Below are 18,665 nucleotides of genomic sequence, written 5' to 3' on the forward strand. Positions count from 1 at the left end.
ATCCAGAACTCGCGTATATATATTCATGGGTGATACTGGTAACACGTTCCATAACGTCATACTTGAATAATAGAGAATCACAATTTAAGAAGTTGTATAATTGCACTGTTATAATCCCAAATATCGAAATAAGTTTTTATTTCAGTATCTGGAAATACGCCTTTTTGTGTATACACATATGGTGTAATAATTATTTTATTTTCAGTTAAGGATAAACTGATTGTTTTATACATTTTATACAATGTCTTCCAACTTTTAATGTGCAATTCTTTTAGGACATTTTTTTGTATCCCATTTGTAATTTGTATCCCTGAATTACTATATTGTAAAGCTTCATTAATTATATTCTCAATATTATGAATTTCACAATTCGATGTAATAAAGCAAGGTGTATGCGCAACCCATAATCCTATTTCATTTTTCGATTCTGGATAAACAATAAACTCTGTTGCCGATTTACATATTGTTATTTGTTTATTTATAGCCATATATAATTTTATAATTGATTAAATTGTTATTTGCCATAAGTTTATACTCAATGGCAAATAACAATTCTTTGATATTTACTTAATAACTTGTATATTTACTTCTACTCCGTTAGATTTTCCATATTTAGTAGCTTCTTGTAAAACTTTTACTTGTGATGGAGAAGCACCCCTTGGAATAGCTATGTCCAAAGTTCTTTTTGTTATATCTTCTTCTGAGATGACAACCCCATTCCAACGTTGTCCTTTGAATTTTGCTACTTTATCGATATACCTTTTTAAGGTAGAAAATAAAACTTTTCCATTTTGATAACTCTTTGCATTAAGGTCTATACTTTTTATGCTCGTTGCAACACCATTCAGGAATTTATCTATTACCGGGAAATTTCCTTTCAAGTTTTTTCCTAATTGTTCCTCAATTATTAAACCACGTTCAAGCCACGGTAAAGACCAGACACTTTTACTGCTTGCTTTAAAAGCAGCAAGAATAGTCTTTCCCATTCTTCCTACTATAGACAAAGGGATAATTGTTGCCCCTTGATAAATCAGCTCATTATTGAATGATTCTTCTGCATGGCTATAGGCTTTTTTTTCTATGAAACTATTTTTCCCAAAAATAAAATTTCCAATAGAAGAAAAAATATTACTTGTATACTTATGATAATATTTTCCTCTAATTTCTTCTAAGATTTGATATCGAGATACACCTGATGGTATTAAATTACCAGCATAATCAAATCCAGGCACATAATTAGCCATAGACCAAACATAAAAGTTTTGGTCATTGACAAACCAATCATTTCCATCAGGGTCGATATATTTTATAGGATTGTTATTTGAATAACAATAGCTACTGATATTTGGATATTTTTCTTCCAATGGATCTGTTGACATCCACAAGCTCAACCTAGAATCATAGTATCTTGCACCATAGTAATACAGTCCCGTCTCCTCGTCGAATTCCTTTGCGTTGAAGAGGTAAGGCGTATTCCAGATGTTATTCCGCTCTTCAATGAACACTTCGCCGTCCACATCGTCATCGTTGTCCGTTCTGTTGTACGGCACTCCAAATATATGAAAAAAAACTGTAATTTTATTCTTTTAAAGCAAAAAATGTACTTTTATCATAGAGGATTTGCTGTCGTAGCGATGTTATTGCAATATTGGAAAGAAAGCTAGTTTTGTCGTGCTGTCTGTTTATATATAATCAACGTGCCTTCCGTCCATTCCGGTTAATACAAACGAATGGGACGGAAGGCAGGCTGATGCAGAGTGCTGTTTAGTGCAATTCCTTAGCTTGTTTTTAAGTCTTATTTCGTGCCATAGCTTTATTTCGTGCCGTAGTTCCGGCTGTGCTATTGCTGCTGCGCCTGACGCTTTTCGGCTCTGTATTCCTTTGGCGTCATGTCATATTTCTTGCGGAAGCACTTGCCGAAGTAGCCTGCGTCGCGGAAGCCCACAGAGTAGGCTATCTCTGTTATGCTGTCGTCGGTAGTCTCTATGAGGCGTGCAGCCTTGGTCAGCCTTATCTCCTTTGCGAGGTCTACCGGGGCAAAGCCCGTCAGGCTCTTCAGTTTCTTGAAGAAGGCAGAGCGGCTAAGACCTATCGTGCCGGCTATGGTGTCGATGTTGAAGTCGTTAGAGTTGAGGTTCTCCTCAATAATCTCATGAATCTTGTGTACAAACTCGATGTCCTTCTTCACGAGGTGCTGTTCGTAAGAGTCGTTGGCTGCCTCGGCCGTGCTCTCCACGGTGGTCTGCACCACCATCTTGCGCTGGAAGATGCGCTGCTCCTCGAGCAGCTGGTTTATTCTGGCCATGAGGTGACTGCTGCTGAAGGGCTTTGTTATAAAGGCGTTGGCTCCGCTCTTTATGGATGTCAGCTTGTCTTCCTCGGTGTTCTTTGCCGTGAGCACGATGACGGGTATGTGGCTGATGTTGAAGTCTTGTCTTACGTTGCGCAGCAGCTCCATGCCGTCCATGCCAGGCATCATGAGGTCGGTTATTATTATGTCGGGGTGGTGCTGATAAATCTTCTTAAGTCCTTCCTCGCCGTCGTGCGCCGTAAACACGTTGTATTTGTTGCTTCGCAGCTGCAGCTGCAGCATGCGGCACATGTCGATGTTGTCCTCTATGAGCATTATCGTAGGCAGGTCGTCCTGCGGCTCTTCCGCTTTCTGCTCCTGCGTGTCCTGTTCTGCTTCGGCCTCGTCAGCTGTCTTGCTGCCAGCCGTATTGTCGTCGAAGTAGACCTCGATGTCCTTCTCGTCGAAGTGTTCGCGGCCAGTAGGCAGTTCAACAGAGAACACCACACCCTTGCCGCCGTCGATGTTTTCGGCCCATATGCGTCCGTGGTGCATATTGACATACTCTCTCGACAGCGAAAGGCCGATGCCCGTGCCGGCGTAGGCGTTGTCGTCAGACGTCTTGTTGCTTGCCTGCGAGAAGCGCTCGAATATCACCTCAAGCTGCGACTTTGGTATGCCCACTCCGTCGTCTTCAACCCTTATCGTGCACATGTGCCTGTCGTAGTCGTGTTCGAGCGCTATGCATATCTTGCCTCCCTCGCCGGTGTACTTGAAGGCGTTGCTCAGCAGGTTGTTGAGCACTATGGCTATCTTTTCGGCATCGCACCATGCCGTAACGTGTTCTTCAGCCTTGTCGAACACGAAGGCTATGTCGCGCTCTTCGGCATGCATCCTGAACTCCTGCATGAGCTGCTCTATCATGCTGTTGAGGTCGACATACGACACGTGCATCTTCATCTTGCCGTTCTGAATCTTGCGGAAGTCGAGTATCTGGTTTACCAGCTGCAGCATCTTGCGCGCGTTGCGGTCGATGAGGCTAATATACTCCTTGCCCGTAGGGCTCAGCTTCTCGGTGTTCTTCAGTTCCTCTATCGGGCCCTTTATGAGCGACAGCGGCGTGCGCAGTTCATGGCTGACGTTGGTGAAGAAGCGTATCTTCAGTTCGGCCAGGCGGTCATTGATATACACCTCGTTGCGCATCTTTATCATGTACATCACGAGGCGCAGCGCACCGTAGAGAGCCAACAGCGCCAGCAGGGTGTATATGGTGTAAGCCCACCATGTGGCCCACCACGGCGGACTGATGATTATCTCGATGACGCGTTCGGGCGAGTTGTTGTCGTTGACCTTAACCCTGAACTTATAGTGGCCCGGCGGCACGTTGGCATACGAGGCTATGCGGTTGGTGCCGCTGTTGTGCCATTCGTCTTCGTATCCGTCGAGTATGTAGGTGTAGGGTATAAGGCTGTTGTCGGCGTAGTAGGGGGCTGAGAACTCAATGGTGAATGTCGACTGGTCGTGGTCGAGCACAATCTTGTCGGCATACTTCAGCGAGCCTTCGAATATCGGCGGGTTGAAGTCCCACAGCTCGCGGTTGACCACCTTGAAGTTGGTTATGAAGGTGGGGTATCGGGCGTCGTTGTCGTTTCTTACTGCCTCAGGGTCGAACGACAGCAGGCCCTGGCGGCTGCCTATCAGTATGGTGCCGTTGTGCAGGCATATCGATGTGTTGTCCTCGATGTTCACCTCGGGGAAGCCCGCAAACCTGTCGTAGCTCTTCAGGTAAGACGAGCCCTGCTTCATGCTTGCCAGTCCGTTCTCGGTGCATATCCACAGGCAGTGGCTCTTGTCTTCGACGATAGACGATATGACGTCGCCGCCCTGCTTCTCGTTTATCATGTATGTCTTCAGCACGGGCTGGCGGTTCTTCTCGTCGTAATATTCTATCTTGTTGAGGCCGCTGCCGAATATGCCCATCCAGATATATCCCTTGTGGTCTTTATACATCGTGAAGATGTCGTTGTCGGTTATTCCCGACTTGTGGCTTTCGCGGTAGGTCTCAAACTTTATGTCAGACGGCTTGCTGAACTTTCCGTCGAACGACATCAGTCCGTCCGTTGTGCCCACCCACATGCGTCCGTTGCGGTCTTCGGTTATGGAGCGCACGTCTGTGTATAGCTCGTAGCGCGGATACTGCCTGAACCCGTTGCGCTTGTTTCTGAATATTATTCTGCCGCCGCGTTCCTCTATGAGGTTCAGTCCGCCGTAGAAGGTGCACACCCATATGCGCCCGCGGCTGTCCTGATAGGTGTAATACACGCGGTTGCTGCTCAGCGAGTTGCGGTCGCCCCGCTTGTTGGTATACCGTGTTATGCGCAGTCCCTGCGGCGCCATGGCGTCGGGCGTGGCCTTTATCAGTCCGGCGCCCTTGGTAGAGAACCAGTAGTTGCCCTTCTTGTCTTCCATTATGTGGTAGACTGGGCCTATCTCGTTGCTGCCGAACTTTCGCTTTATGTTCCTGGTCTTCAGGTCCATGCAGAACAGCTCGCCCTTGCGCGTGCCTATCCAGAGGTCGCCGTTGCGTGCCTGATATACGGCACGTATGCCGTTGTTGTCGCTGTCGTTGTCGGTTATGAGCATCTGCGGGAACATAAACCTGAAGTTGTATCGCGGGAAGCACACCTTGTAGACACCGCTGTTGGTGGACGACAGCCACAGGATGCCGTTTGCATCGATGTCTATGTCAAAGAAGTGAGGCTCCGACGTGTAGTTGCTGAAGTCTTTCTGCCGGTTGATGTTCTGCACCATCCTTGTCTGATGGTTGTAGCGCCACACCTCGCCGTTGCGCATCAGTATGAACAGGCCGTTGGCGCCTGTGTCTCTGAACTTCATTTCGGCAAACAGGCTGTCTGTGGGCATGGTGAACGTCTGCGACGTGGCTGTCTTGGGGTCGTGGCATATAAGCAGGCCCCTGCCGGAGCACAGCCACAGCTTGTTATATTTGTCGGTGAACGACTGCGTGATGCCCGATGCCTGCGATGTTATGAGCCTCGGTGCCGAGCCTCTGGCAAAGGAGTAGAGCCCGTCTTTCGTGGTGAAGTACACCTTGCCGTCGATGATGTTTATGCTCGACACGGCCGACAGCATCCCCCTGAAGGCATATTGGTCGGTGTGACCGTTGGCGGTGTTGATGATATACAGGATGCCGCGTGCAGTTCCGATGCACAGATACTGCTTCTTTTTCTTGAAGCACGTTATGTCTCTGTCCTTTATCCTGCCCAGCAGCGGGGCGCTGTTTTTCTTCGTAACGATGTTGAGCACCAGACTTCTGCTTATCCAGTAGACATAGCGGCTGTTTTCGCCCAGGATGTTGGTCTTCAGTTTCATTGTGGCAGGGTCGATGTGGCGCCGCGAGTCGAATATCTTTCTCACCTCAATCTTCTTCTCCTCGTTGACGTATGCCTCAAACACGTCCTTGTTGCGCGTCAGCAGCATTATGTGGCCGTTGTCCATGGCCTGTATCTTTATCACCTGCACGTTGCGCGACTGCTTTTTCAGCTCGTTGTATATGTCGTGGTAGGTTTCGTCATACTTGTTGAACATATACAGATGGTTGTCCGTGTTGCGTATCCACAGATATCCGTTCTTGTCGCCTATGATGTTGCGCACCTTGCGCGGCGGCATGTCCGATCTGTGGTTGGTGCGTGTTATGAAGGGCGTGAACGTAGTGCCGTCGAACGAGCACAGGCCGTGCCATGTGCCGAACCACACAAAGCCGTCGCCGTCTTTCTGCGCGCAGTACACCGTGTTGCTTGGCAGTCCGCTCTCCTTGGTGTAGTGCTCCACTATCATGTCGGGCTGGGCCGCGGCGACAGCGGGTAATAACGTTATCAGCAATATAAGGCGCAACAGGGATTTCATCTTTATATGGTGTTAATTTTTTTGATTCTGTAAGTTGTTTAGAGATTAACAAAATGTAAGGTGATAGTCAGCCGGCGCCGTGATGCAGGCATCCGTGTCCAATGGCGTCAGACTGCCGTATATAGCTCGTATAAACTTGTCTTGCAAAGATAATAACAAAAAAACATCTGTGCAAGAATTAAGTGATGAAAATGTCTGTGTGTCAGATTATTGGTGAGCAGCGTAAATTCTGTGGCTATTGTTTTTCAGTCCTGTCGTGCCGGTTCTGTTTGTTCTGCAGCGGCCCCACGGCTCCGTCTGCCTCATGTCATTCCGGCTTATGGCTGCGGTCATGCCCATGGCATGTTGGCATTCAGCATCAGTTGCAGGCAGCGTATTGATGACAGCTCAGACAGAAAACTTTTTGATTTTGACGCTCTCAGAATGGCCTCCGTCAGCGCAGGCACGGCTTTCGGACGGAAAAACGCTGAAATTTCATGATTTTGTTAAGTTGTTGATATAGCGTGATTTATGCCGATAGAGATGTCAGAGCGTGAATGTTAAAAAATATAACTCGGCCACTTACGGGTGAAAAACAATAGGTTTTTGCCTCGTAAGTCATAGACTTGTGTCTCTAAAAAGCCTGATTAAGGGCATTAAAACCATTGGTCTGGGGGGTCAGACAGTGCTAATTGTAAATCAAAGTTAAATCCTGAAAGCTTGATTGGCAGTTTCTTTAACATCCGTTATAAGTCTGTTTTCTATTTTAAAGAAAACTCTGTACATGAAAAATGTAAAGACTTTTCTTTTGTGGAGCTGGCGTTTCTGCTCCGTTTCGTTGTCACCAGTCTGGCTTGTGCAGACGAAATGCCCCGCTGCACATGCACCATTGCCGCATGGCTGTTGCGGCAGATGTAGTGTGTAGCGGGGCAGGGCATGGTTGCGGCCGATAATTGTGGCCGTTAGTGTCAGTTGAATATCTTGACGCCTATGAATAGCGTGCGCGGCTGAGTGGGGCCATAGAAATATTTCGAGTCGCGGTCGGCACCCTTGTCAAGGTCCTTCTGAAAGGCGTTGAATATGTTGTTCACGCCGCCGTTGAACTGCAGTTTCAGATGGTCGTTCAGCACGAAGGTGTAGTTGAGCTTCAGGTTCAGGTCCATGAAGTCGGGCGTCTTCTCCATTCTGTCTTTCTCTATGTATCCCGCGAAGTGGGGCACGAGCATGCTGCCCGTGTAGACCCCGGAGACGGAGAAATCGAAGTTCTTGAGCGGAGCCGACGTGAAGGTGAAGTAACCGTAGCAGTCGGGCGTGCGCGTCATGCGTTTTGTGGGAGCCACGTCGGGGTCGCTGCTCCATGCCAGCGCCTCGGTGTAGCGGCTTTGCTGCACGGTGAAGCCCAGCTGCAGCTGCGCCTCCTTGCCGTGAGCTATCTTATAGTCGATGTTGGCTCCGTACACACGTGCCCCGTGGCCGTTGCGGCGCTCCTGTATCTTGGTGCCCGTGGTCTCGTCGAATCCTGTCTCTTCGAGATAGAACACGTCGTTGAGCATGGTGTAGAAACCCTCTATGAGCAGGTTAGAGCTGAAGTGTCCCAGATTGAAAGCCCAGTCGACCGAGCCGCTGAAGCTGTTTGAGCGTTCGGGCTTCAGTCCGTCTGCCAGTTTTATCATCATCGCCTCGCCGCCCACGGCAGCCACGTGCAGGTCTTCGTCGTAAGCCTGCGGCGCCCTGAATCCGGTAGACCATGTCAGTCGGCCCTGCAGCCTGTCAGTGGGTTTCCACAGCAGGTTGACGCGCGGACTGAATATCACGTTGTCCACGAGGTTGTGCTTGTCGAGCCTGAATCCGGCAAGCAGCGTCAGGTATCTCATCTTCCATTCGTTCTGCAGGTACGCCCCGGCAATCCTCACATACTGTTTCAGGTCGCGGCCGTAGCCAGTCATCACGTCGTGAAGTCCGTTAAACTGATATTCAAAGCCTCCCGTCAGCGTGGCAGGCGAAAACAGCAGGCGGTCGAAGTTGCCCGAGTACATGGCTCCGCCCACTGCCGTAAGGTCGTCAGTGGTGCCGTATGCGTTGGCGTCCATGCCCGCGCCATAGTAGCTGTTGCGGTCGGTATGCTGCACCGAGCCGTACACGGACAGCTTGTGCTTGTATTCGTTCATGAATATGTCGTAGGTCAGTCCGCCGCTGTTTATCACGTGGCGTGTCTGCTCGGTTATGTCGGTTTCGTGCGGCTGCAGGTCAAACTTGTTGCCTCCGCGGCGGAATTCGTTTGTCGTGTGGTATTCAACGCTGAGGCGGCTGAATTGCGTGGGGCGGTAATATCCCCTCAGTCCGAAGGTGTTCATGTTGAGCTTGCCCAGCTCGGAGAAGCCGTCGCCGTCGGCATCATAAGGGTTGCGGTTTCTGTAAGCCTGATAGAATGCCACGCCGTAGGTGCGGTCCTTCGACACGAGCGAGGCGTTGGCGCCGAAATACTGCTCCCATGTCTTGCCGCCGAGGTTCGACATCGTAGAGTTTACCTGGAACGAGTTGTTTATAGGGTCCTTGGTTATTATGTTGATGGTGCCGCCCACGGCGTTGGCGCCAAACAGCGCCGAGCCTCCGCCGCGCACCACCTCTACGCGCTCGATCATGCTGACGGGTATCTGTTCGAGACCATACACGCCCGACAGCGCACTCATCACGGGGCGGCTGTTGATGAGCAGCTGCGAGTAAGGACCCTCAAGACCGTTGATCCTTACCTGCGGAAAGCCGCAGTTCTGGCAGTTGTTCTCCACGCGCAGTCCCGACTGGTAGCTGAGCGATTTGGCAAGGTCGGTAGAGTTGACCGTCTCAAACAGCTTGCTGTTCATCACGTTAACCACCACGGGGGCTGCCTTGCGGTTGGTCTCGTTCCTGTTGGCCGACACCACCACCTCGTCCATCATGATGTCCTCTTTCTCCATCACGAAGTGTAGGTCAACGGTATATTCGTTGCTCACCACAACGGTCTTGGTCTGCGAGGCATAGCCCATGAGCTGCACTTTCAGCGTGTATTTGCCTGCCGGCACGTCCTTCAAACGGAAGTGGCCGTCGTCGCCCGTAACTGTGCCCATGCCGTTCTCCACAATAAGCACCGTGGCGTAGGCCAGGTTTTCTTCAGTTCCTTTCTCAATGACGTGTCCTGTTATGATGTTGCCCTCTTTCACCGTACTTGGTTCAACGGGATGGGCCATCCCTGCCAGCGGGCACAGCAGCCCCGCCAGAAATAATAGTATTTGTTTCTTCATTTATTTCTTGAAAAATACGTAATATCCGGCTATGACGTCACAGCATGGCTGCGTTGTCACAGCATAAATAATAATGTTGAGATAAACCCTGATCGGTCATCGGGCCGTTTGGAGGTTATTAATGCCATAGGATATAACCTTACCGGCCGTATTTTCGCTTTCTTGTTGCCGTCATGCCGTCTGCTTTTTCGCAGGCATAGTTCACCATGCCGGCAAAAAGTCATACGTCAGTCAGCCCAATGCAAAACAAAAATCCAACCTAATGCCAACGGCCGATTTCGGGATAAAATGATTTATGAAAATGAAGAAACGGGAGGCGCGCGCAGATATATGCCCGAATTGTAGTCGGGCGTGGCGTGTGCCACTGCATATTCGCTGTAGCTTGTGTGAATAAGCTTCACGTCGGGCGCCTCAATCCCGGCGGCAGGTCCGGCTTCGAGCGAATTAAAATGTGTGAGGTGATGTAGCACGAGTGTCTGCCCCGTAGGGTGGCTGTGCTTGTCTTTAAAGGGATGTGAGTGAACCACCATCACGCCGTTGACCACATGCACGTGGGCATACACCGAGATTATGGCATAATAAGCCATAAACACGGTAAGCAGCATGGCAGCGCATGCTCTTGTCAGCGTTCGTGAGCGTTTTGTCATATCCGGCGGCAAAGATACATATAAATTATGAAATAAGAAGATAAACGCAAAGAAATAAGAATTAATCTGCTGTCGGAAAAGACATTGTTTTCCCCATGGCCTATATATTTTTTCAGATTAACGGGCGGCAATACGAATAATTTTATATATTTGCAGATATGATGTCGGCTGGCAACAATCGTAACAGAATCAGGCCGATGCCTTAAATAAAATATGGAGAACTTATAAAAACTTATAAATTATGATGGAAACAATGCCAAAACCATTTGTCGCCATAACATATTACGCGTTATACATTCTTGGCGTATTGATACTTGTACCGGCCATTGTTTATGTAGCCGGCTGGATTTTTGAGAATTACGTACTCAACAACAACATGCCGATAGAGGATGTCATGCAGTTGGGCAGTATGGACAGCGCCACGCTGATTCTGAGCAATCTGTTTATCGCCGCCCTCTTTATAAAGAGAAAATATGTGAAGCTGCCGTCTTTCGGTCAGCATGGCTCAGATAACTCTCCGGCATCAGTCTATCTGATGGCAATGCTGATGATGTTGGTCTCAATATTGCCGCTCAACCTTTTTGTCTCGGCCCTAAACCTTAACGACTATAGCGAAGCCGTTGCAGCAGACGGACAGCTCTCTTTTGCAAGTATAATAGGCATCAGCATACTGGCTCCGCTGGCAGAAGAGATAGTGTTTCGCGGAGGTATAGAGGAAAAACTGCTCCAATGGAAGACAAATCCGTGGATAGGTATTCTGATTTCCGCCTTTATGTTCGCAATACTGCATTTCTATCCGAGCCTGATTATCGGCACGTTCATAAGCGGAATACTTTTAGGCTGGGTTTATTATAAAACTCGCAACGTAATGGTGTGCTTCGGCATGCACCTGGTAAACAATTCTGCATCATGCGTCATAGATTATATAAGCCCCGGCAGCAGTTTCTATGCCGACATAATGAATCAGACCAGATTCATCATTATCGCCATATTCTGTCTGCTGATATTGGTTGCCTTAATTAATAGATTCAGAAGAATTTAATAAAAAGTTTTTGGCAGAAACATTATATTTCTGTTTGGCTATTTGATATCCCCTGTTTCCTTTCTCAATGACAGGGATGCTAATGCGCTGCATGGACGGGGAACAGCATCACGCAAGAGGCATTAAGCCCGACATCACAATTCCCGTTTATGCCACAGACTATATGAATGGCTACGACAGAATATTGAACATGGCACTGAAAATGGACGAATGAAGAGGATAAAGATATACGGACGGAATTTGAATTGCTGACGGTAATATAATTTATTGTATTATTTCGCTGTTTTGTTATTCCTGTCAGGAATTTTTATTACTTTTGTTCCTGCAAAGAACATGCCCCTGAGAGGGGCGGTGTGCAGGCCTCATGGTTATGAGCCGGAGCAATGGGCGTGAGCCTGGCAGAGGTATACGCCATGTAAACGAAAAGCTAGATAAGAACAATGTCAGCAGATAATTCATATAACGGTAAGATTTCTTTCGGCGAGAAGGTAGGCTATTCATTGGGCGACCTGGCTGCCAATCTGGTGTTTCAGATGATAATGATATATCAGCTGAAGTTCTACACCGACGTGTTCGGACTCAACGGAGCCATTGCTGGCTCGGTGCTGCTTGTGGCGCCTATGGTGAGTGCATTTGCCGACCCGATAGTGGGCATACTTACCGACCGCACCAGCACGCGTTGGGGCAAATATCGTCCGTGGATACTGGCATCGGCCCTGCCGTTCTGCCTGTTCTACATCCTTGCCTTCCACAGGCCCGACATACAGGACAAGACGCTGCTGGCCGTTTATGCCGCCGTGTCGTATGTGCTTCTGCTGATGATGTATTCGTTCAACAACACGCCTTACGCCTCGCTCGGCGGAGTGATGACGGCCAACATAAAGGAGCGCACAAGCATCAACACGGTGAGGTTTGTGGCAAGCACCATAGCCCAGTTTGCCGTGCAGGGCTTTACGCTGCCGCTGATTGACCGCCTTGGCGGGTCGGATGCGAGTCGTGGATGGAGCCGCACCATTCTGCTGTTTGCCTTCATCGCCTTTATCTGTCTGCTCATAACATTTTTCACCACCAGAGAGCGCATAGCCCAGCCGCCGCAACAGAAGGCAAGCGTTAAGGAAGACGTAAAGGAAACCTTCGGCAACGTGTCGTGGCGCGTAATGTTTGTGCTGTGTCTTGCCGTATATACCTCACTGGCGATGTTCGGCTCGTCGATGAACTTCTATTTCCAAAGCTATCTCGACCAGCGCTCGCTTTATGAGTTTTTGCATAACTTCGGACTTGCCGGCACCGAGCGTGAGGCTTATTCGGCAGGCTTCTCGCTGTTTAACATACTCAACGCCATAATGCAGTTTGTAGGCGTGGTGTTCCTTTCGGGATGGCTTGCCGGCAAGTTGGGCAAGAAGACCGTATATATAGTGTGCCTGTCGCTCACCGTATTGTTTCAGGCTCTGTTCTATCTGCCTTCGCCCGACGATGTTGTGCTTGTATATCTGCTGTGCGTATTGAAGAGTTTGGCCTATGCCCCGACGATACCTCTTATGTGGGCAATGGTGGCAGATGTGGCCGACTATATGGAATATCTCAACCGCCGGCGCGCAACAGGCTTCTGCTTCTCGGGCATAATGTTTGCACTGAAGATGGGGCTCGGCTTCGGCGGAGCCTTGTCTGGCATACTGCTGTCGGCATTCGGATACGTGTCGGGCGGCACAGCCATGCAGAGCAGCGGGGCTGTTGAGGGTATACGCCTCGTGTCGAGCATAGTGCCGGCAGTGGTGTTCGGCATAGCTTTGGCGTCGGTCGTGTTTTATCCCATAACAAAGCGTTTCAACGAGAAGATGCAGGCCGAACTGGCAAAGAGACGCAAAGCGGCAGAAGGGCAGGGCGAATGACCGTTTGCGGCAGTATATAAGAAACAAGAAAAGGAGAAAGGCTGAATATGAACGCTAAACATTATAATGTGGTGGCAGCTGTAATACGCAAGGACGGAAAATATTTCTGCGTGAAAAAGGGCCGCACAAAATACAGTTATACAAGCTACAAATACGAGTTCCCGGGCGGAAAGATTGAGCCCGGCGAAACGCCTCAGGAGGCTTTGAGACGCGAACTTGCCGAGGAACTTGATTATGACATATCTGTAGGCTGCCTGCTTGTGGCTGCCCGTCATGATTATCCCGACTTTTCGATAACGCTCAACGCATATCTCTGCGAGCCGCTGTCAGACGGGTTCGTTCTCTCGGAGCATGTAGACTATGTGTGGCTCGGCGCTAAAGAGCTGCGCTCAGTCGACTGGGCAGAGGCTGATCTTGCGGTGGTTAGATGTATTGAAGAGTCAGATTTGCGCTGAAAACCATTGGTCCTTTAGGCCGTTTTGCCGTTGATGCCAACCTTTTTTGTTTTATTCTGCTGCTTTCAGGTGTAAGTATAAACTGTTGTTTCGGGGTAATCAGGTAGCTCCGCCCAATGTTTCTGTGTCATCATTTTGTGCCGAAAAGTCCTATATTGGCGGTTAATTAATTTGAGCAAATCATATTTTCTGTGAATTGTTTCATCTAATCAGTAAATTAGATACAGCTTTTTTATCTGATTATACGTATTTTTGCAAAAGAAAAAACAACAGAAATATCGTTGCTGACGATAGTCTGTTAAAGGCGGATGCGCAAGAAATGCTCCGCAGCTCTACTGACAACGAAAAAATAAATTATAAAAGATTACATATTATGAAACTGATTGAGAACACCGAATTTGGCGGCGAACGCCCGTTGTTCGCGTCGCACGACCTGCACATCAACAACGTAACCATACGCGAAGGCGAGTCGGCCATAAAGGAATGCAGCAACATTGTGGCCACCAACTGCCGCTTTGAAGGTAACTATCCGTTCTGGCATGTCCACGGATTCACGATAGACAACTGCTATTTTGCCGTAGGCGGACGTTCTGCATTGTGGTATTCAGACCATCTGACGATGAAGAACACCGTGATAGACGCGCCTAAGATGTTCCGCGAGATGAACGACATCGACATCGAGAACGTTGAGATAAACGACGCCGACGAGATATTCTGGCGCTGCAACCGCATCAACGTGAAGAACCTGAAGCTGCACGGCGGCACTTATCCTTTCATGTTCAGCAACGACATACGTATAGACGGCTTTGAGAGCGACAGCAAATACGTGTTCCAGTATGTAAAGAACGTAGAGATACACAACGCCAAGATAACCACGAAGGATGCCTTCTGGGAGGTGGAGAACGTTACTATCTACGACTCAGAGCTTAACGGCGAGTATCTTGGATGGCACTCGCGCAACCTGCGTCTTGTAAACTGCCATATCTCAGGCGAGCAGCCGCTGTGCTATGCTCACGACCTGGTGTTGGAAAACTGCACGTTCGACAGTGAGTGCGACAGGGCCTTCGAGTATTCAACGCTCAACGCCGACATCCGCGGAGCCATCACCAACATCAAGAATCCGACATCGGGCATTATTGTGGCCGACTCAATAGGTTCGGTAACTATCGACGAGAACATCAAGGCACCAGCCAACTGCGAGATAAAGACCAGAGGCTGATATCATTGCTTATGGTGCTGACGTATATAGGGCAACGTGCCAGCCAAAGGGCTGGCGCGCTGCTTTCGGTCTGACAATTATTACTATTTACCAAACAAACTGCCTATGCCACAGCCACCCGGCCGCCTTGCGGTAGCTGCAGCTTATTTCCTCATATACGTTGTATGGGGCTCCACATATTATTTCATCGGGGTTTGTCTTCACGACTTTCCGCCCTTCGTGCTCGGCACGGTGCGCTTCGCCGTGGCTGGTCTGGCCTTGCTTGCTGTATGCCGGTTGCGTGGCGAGCGGCTGTTGCGTCGTGGACTTATCTTTAAGTCGGCCGTGTGCGGCATCATTCTTTTGTTTGTCGATCAGGGCGTCATCATGTTTGCCCAGCGCTATGTCAGCAGCAGTCTTGTCGCAATAATGGCTTCGTCTACGGCTTTGTGGATAATGCTGCTCGATGTTCCGCAGTGGCGTCGCAATTTCAGAAGTGTCTCCACCGTGGCAGGCATCGTGCTTGGCTTTCTTGGTGTGGCCATGCTCTATCTCGAACAGCTCAACATGCAGCGTCCCGGCGGCAGTCATTATGAGTATGGTGTGCTTCTGCTTATAGGCGGATGCATATCGTGGGCATGCGGTACGCTGTATTCAAAATATCACATCCGCGACAATGATGACGGCGGACTGTCGTCGTCGGCTTGGCAGATGCTTGGTGCGGGCGTCGTGTTTGCCTTGTGCGCAGGATTGTCGGGCGATTTCAGCAGTTTGCAGCTCTCCGCAGTATCAGCCGTTTCATGGCTTTCGTTGGCATATCTTATAGTATTCGGTTCAATGATGGCATACACGGCATACATCTGGCTGCTTCGTGTGCGTCCTGCCACCGAAGTTGCCACTCATGCTTACGTCAATCCCGTTGTTGCTGTAGTCATCGGTGCCGGCCTTGGTCATGAGGACGTAACGCTGATACAGCTCGCCGGTCTTGCCGTGATACTGATAAGCGTGAAGATGGTGAACAGAAAGTAAATTGATAATTGAGAATGGAGAGTTGAGAATGGAGAAACAAAGTTCAGCGTTAGCTAATTATGATTTGCCTTGTGAATGTGAAGAGCAGACGGGGAGCGCGATGCGTAATTAAAAAGTAAAAAGTAAAAATTAAACCGCGCCTTACGAAAGTGAAGAGTGAAAAATCCAAATGTCTTGTGTCTATCTTTGGATAAGGATTCACAAAGCATATGGCTCTAACTCCTAGCCAACTTGTTGGCGATAACTCCTTTAACTACTTTAACTCCAAATGACAATACCCCTCAAGGCATACGTCTTTTTTCGCTATGCTCAAGGAACTTCTCCTTAACTTCATAACTCCTTAACTCCTAAAAAATATATCCATGTCCAAAACCAACTATTCCCCAGTAAAGCCGTCGGAACGCTATGTCATTCTCGACGCACTTAGAGGCTTCGCCTTGCTTGGCATCTGCCTTGCCAACTATCCCGAGTTTTCGCTCTATACGTTTCAGCCGGCCGACGTTGCCGCGTCAATGCCTTCAGCCGGTGTAGATAGGATAGTGCGATTCTTGCAGTATGTGTTCATCGACGGTAAGTTTTACACCCTGTTCTCGCTGCTCTTCGGCATGGGCTTCTCGATAATAATAAGTCATGCCGAACAGAAAGGCAACGGAGCTTTCAGACTGTTCTACAGACGCATGGCCGTGTTGCTTGCTATAGGATTCCTGCATCTTATGTTCATCTGGAGCGGCGACATACTAATGCTTTATGCCCTTATGGGAATGGTGCTGCCGTTGTTCAGAAACGTGAGCAACCGGAAGATGCTTTCGTGGGCAGCCTTCTTCTTTTTGCTGCCCGTGGCTGTCGACACACTGACACAGATTTCCGGCATAAGTCTCTCGGCTCCTGCCGTTGAGGCTCAATGGCATTACTGCCGCAAGTACGGCATAACAGAAGAAAACTTCGGCTATTGGCTGCGCGATGCTGACAGTTATGCTCAGGTGTTCCAGTTTCTTATTCAGGGAGCGTTGGTGAGAGTGCAGGAGTTTGTCGACGGCAACCGCTACTTTAAGGTCCTTGGCCTGTTTCTGATAGGCTATTACATCGGGCGTCAGAAGATATACGCCGACCTTTCTGCCCACAGGCACTTGCTGCGCCGCGTGTCGGTTATTGGCTTCAGTGTCGGTATTCCTTTGTCTGTTGTCTATGCATGGAGCGCCGTTGGCGGTCATCCTTTTGGCAACGCTGCCCACTCATTGCTTTACGCCGTCAGCGTCTATCCGCTCGGCTTCGCCTATATGTCGTCCCTCTGCCTGCATTATCTTCGCAGCAGCCGTTCGGCGGTATGGCGCGCCCTTGCTGCTCCCGGCCGCATGGCTTTGACCAATTACATCTGTCAGTCTATAGCAGGCATGTTCCTTTTCTACGGCATAGGCTTCGGCCTTGGTGCCGGTGTAGGCCTTTCGCTTACAGAGATTATAGCCCTCGGCGTGTTTGTCCTTCAGATGTTGCTAAGCCGTCTGTGGCTCCATTACTGTCTTTTCGGCCCCTTAGAGTGGATTTGGCGCATGCTCAACTACGGCAAACCTCTTCAGTTGTTCAAACAGAAACAGAGAGGGTAGGGAAGGTTGATTGTCGTAGCTTTAATAAAAATGTAAAATGTTATATGTCTGTTTTGCTGCTTTAGGCGTATAATGTCTGCACCGTTTTTAGCATATAAGATTTTAAATGCTGAAAATTGAAAGGAAAACATGCGCTTATGGTTAAAAGATAAGCAGGAAAAATGTTTTTTGCAAGCAAATGTGTAAGCAAATGATAGTGTTTAGGTTTTAAATCATTAACCTATCGTTTACGCATCGTAAGTGGGCCACTTTTTAACCGAAAGTGGCCCGTTTTTTATTCGTTACCGGGCCACTAATTTTAGTCAATAGCAGTGTACTGGACATACTTTTATTGGAGAAGATTGACAACTTATTTAGTACACCACATTTGCATGAAAAACGAGAAAAATGATATGGGACAGATATTCCATATAATAAGTTGGAAAATGGTAAACATATTTTAATTTGGCTGAGAAATCTTAAAATGTTGTTAAATTTATTAAGCCTATTTTGGATAGTAAAAATAACTGCCGTATAATTTGCAATATGAAAACAAAACGAACAAGATATGTCGGAACAATATTTACAAAATAAACGAGAAAATGTTTCGATAGGATGCTATAGGAAACCAGATGACATTTGGACCTCAGGATATGCATTAAAGAATGAAAAAGCAGATAATTTCTAAGGGACGTTGTCTGTGGTAGCACAAAAATCAAGTATGAGAAACTATTGGCTTACTTTTTGCTGGTGATGAAAATGGTGCCAACAAAGATCCGACAATAAAAACTGAAACTTGAAACACCCCTATTTTGACATAAATATGTTTAACTTAAAAAGCATTGCCAATGAAACATAGACAAAAAACTACAAAGACAAAGGCTGCAACAGCAAAGGTGCTGACATTGCCTGACCTGTATGACATGTATGATGAATGTAATTTCAGATTCTTCGGTGGAACTTTGCCGTGTCCTCAGCTGGATTTTATGCATAAGAAAGATCCTGTAGGTTCTTTTACATGTGACTATTATAATGACGTAATTCTATCTGCCTGTATCATGATAAGCGACAGGTATAAATATACAGATGCTCAACTACGGACGCTAATGACCCACGAGATGATACATTATTTCTTATACTATAATAATGTAAACCCGACGTGGAGTCATGGTAAGGAATTCAGGACTATTGCAAAATACATGAATGTTGTTTATGGACTGAATATAGATAAGTATACTGATACCTCAAACATGGAAATGATTCAGAAAGAATCTTTCTTTTCCAGACTATTCTCAAAACGGAAAGCATGACGTTGTAATCATCAGGTTATGACAGAATGGCATACACAAAGAAT

General features: G+C 48.1%; 13 protein-coding genes and 1 pseudogene. 8 read left to right on the plus strand and 6 right to left on the minus strand.

Annotated features, from left to right (window positions below):
* Positions 1-77: 77 nt before the first annotated feature.
* From ACZMIG_RS05830 to ACZMIG_RS05855, 6 genes and pseudogenes are all read right to left on the minus strand, one after another.
* Positions 78-488, minus strand: a complete 411-nt coding sequence (locus ACZMIG_RS05830) for a hypothetical protein (RefSeq protein WP_021853773.1) — start codon at positions 486-488, stop codon at positions 78-80.
* A gap of 75 nt (positions 489-563) precedes the next feature.
* Positions 564-1,244: an endonuclease toxin domain-containing protein gene (locus ACZMIG_RS05835; protein WP_367891087.1), complete on the minus strand. Its 681-nt coding sequence runs from the start codon at positions 1,242-1,244 to the stop codon at positions 564-566.
* A 36-nt stretch (positions 1,245-1,280) separates the two neighbouring features.
* A pseudogene (locus ACZMIG_RS05840) lies at positions 1,281-1,511 on the minus strand (RHS repeat-associated core domain-containing protein); the annotation flags it as partial.
* 329 nt (positions 1,512-1,840) lie between these two features.
* Entirely contained in the window at positions 1,841-6,214 is a 4,374-nt protein-coding gene (locus tag ACZMIG_RS05845) for a two-component regulator propeller domain-containing protein (RefSeq protein ID WP_487889234.1), read from the minus strand.
* 947 nt (positions 6,215-7,161) lie between these two features.
* Positions 7,162-9,417, minus strand: a complete 2,256-nt coding sequence (locus ACZMIG_RS05850; RefSeq protein WP_487889273.1) for a TonB-dependent receptor — start codon at positions 9,415-9,417, stop codon at positions 7,162-7,164.
* Positions 9,418-9,764: 347 nt separating this feature from the next.
* Complete coding sequence (locus ACZMIG_RS05855; protein WP_487889235.1) at positions 9,765-10,118, minus strand: DUF8478 family putative metalloprotein; 354 nt, start codon at positions 10,116-10,118, stop codon at positions 9,765-9,767.
* A 241-nt stretch (positions 10,119-10,359) separates the two neighbouring features.
* On the opposite strand from ACZMIG_RS05855, the gene ACZMIG_RS05860 reads away from it, so the two are divergent.
* The 8 genes from ACZMIG_RS05860 (at position 10,360) to ACZMIG_RS05895 (ending at position 18,621) form a co-directional block, all read left to right on the plus strand.
* Positions 10,360-11,160, plus strand: coding sequence for a CPBP family intramembrane glutamic endopeptidase (locus ACZMIG_RS05860; RefSeq protein WP_487889236.1), 801 nt, complete (start codon positions 10,360-10,362; stop codon positions 11,158-11,160).
* A 67-nt stretch (positions 11,161-11,227) separates the two neighbouring features.
* Positions 11,228-11,374 carry a hypothetical protein gene (locus ACZMIG_RS05865; RefSeq protein ID WP_487889237.1) on the plus strand — a complete coding sequence of 49 codons (147 nt, stop codon included), beginning with the start codon at positions 11,228-11,230 and terminating at the stop codon, positions 11,372-11,374.
* A 226-nt stretch (positions 11,375-11,600) separates the two neighbouring features.
* Positions 11,601-13,049 (plus strand): MFS transporter, encoded by a 1,449-nt coding sequence (locus tag ACZMIG_RS05870; RefSeq protein WP_302434161.1) that lies wholly within the window; start codon positions 11,601-11,603, stop codon positions 13,047-13,049.
* 47 nt (positions 13,050-13,096) lie between these two features.
* The gene (locus ACZMIG_RS05875) at positions 13,097-13,504 is read left to right on the plus strand and encodes a (deoxy)nucleoside triphosphate pyrophosphohydrolase (RefSeq protein ID WP_487889238.1); all 408 of its coding nucleotides are present in this window, start codon (positions 13,097-13,099) and stop codon (positions 13,502-13,504) included.
* Between the two features lie 373 nt (positions 13,505-13,877).
* Positions 13,878-14,723 (plus strand): DUF3737 family protein, encoded by an 846-nt coding sequence (locus tag ACZMIG_RS05880; RefSeq protein WP_302697973.1) that lies wholly within the window; start codon positions 13,878-13,880, stop codon positions 14,721-14,723.
* Positions 14,724-14,828: 105 nt separating this feature from the next.
* Positions 14,829-15,731, plus strand: a complete 903-nt coding sequence (locus tag ACZMIG_RS05885) for an EamA family transporter (protein ID WP_487889239.1) — start codon at positions 14,829-14,831, stop codon at positions 15,729-15,731.
* A gap of 362 nt (positions 15,732-16,093) precedes the next feature.
* A complete protein-coding gene (locus ACZMIG_RS05890) occupies positions 16,094-17,332 on the plus strand; it encodes a DUF418 domain-containing protein (RefSeq protein ID WP_487889240.1) in 1,239 nt (412 codons plus the stop codon).
* An 827-nt stretch (positions 17,333-18,159) separates the two neighbouring features.
* Positions 18,160-18,621, plus strand: coding sequence for a SprT-like domain-containing protein (locus ACZMIG_RS05895; protein WP_021853801.1), 462 nt, complete (start codon positions 18,160-18,162; stop codon positions 18,619-18,621).
* Positions 18,622-18,665 lie beyond the last annotated feature (44 nt).

This window comes from Xylanibacter sp. (assembly GCF_057607445.1).

Excerpts from the sequence above, each read along its gene's own strand:
- ACZMIG_RS05850 (WP_487889273.1), bottom strand. The coding sequence starts at position 9,417 with ATGGCCCATCCCGTTGAACCAAGTACGGTGAAAGAGGGCAACATCATA.
- ACZMIG_RS05890 (WP_487889240.1), top strand. The coding sequence starts at position 16,094 with ATGTCCAAAACCAACTATTCCCCAGTAAAGCCGTCGGAACGCTATGTC.
- ACZMIG_RS05845 (WP_487889234.1), bottom strand. The coding sequence starts at position 6,214 with ATGAAATCCCTGTTGCGCCTTATATTGCTGATAACGTTATTACCCGCT.
- ACZMIG_RS05875 (WP_487889238.1), top strand. The coding sequence starts at position 13,097 with ATGAACGCTAAACATTATAATGTGGTGGCAGCTGTAATACGCAAGGAC.
- ACZMIG_RS05870 (WP_302434161.1), top strand. The coding sequence starts at position 11,601 with ATGTCAGCAGATAATTCATATAACGGTAAGATTTCTTTCGGCGAGAAG.
- ACZMIG_RS05880 (WP_302697973.1), top strand. The coding sequence starts at position 13,878 with ATGAAACTGATTGAGAACACCGAATTTGGCGGCGAACGCCCGTTGTTC.
- ACZMIG_RS05895 (WP_021853801.1), top strand. The coding sequence starts at position 18,160 with ATGAAACATAGACAAAAAACTACAAAGACAAAGGCTGCAACAGCAAAG.
- ACZMIG_RS05885 (WP_487889239.1), top strand. The coding sequence starts at position 14,829 with ATGCCACAGCCACCCGGCCGCCTTGCGGTAGCTGCAGCTTATTTCCTC.
- ACZMIG_RS05865 (WP_487889237.1), top strand. The coding sequence starts at position 11,228 with ATGACAGGGATGCTAATGCGCTGCATGGACGGGGAACAGCATCACGCA.
- ACZMIG_RS05835 (WP_367891087.1), bottom strand. The coding sequence starts at position 1,244 with ATGGCTAATTATGTGCCTGGATTTGATTATGCTGGTAATTTAATACCA.
- ACZMIG_RS05830 (WP_021853773.1), bottom strand. The coding sequence starts at position 488 with ATGGCTATAAATAAACAAATAACAATATGTAAATCGGCAACAGAGTTT.
- ACZMIG_RS05855 (WP_487889235.1), bottom strand. The coding sequence starts at position 10,118 with ATGACAAAACGCTCACGAACGCTGACAAGAGCATGCGCTGCCATGCTG.
- ACZMIG_RS05860 (WP_487889236.1), top strand. The coding sequence starts at position 10,360 with ATGATGGAAACAATGCCAAAACCATTTGTCGCCATAACATATTACGCG.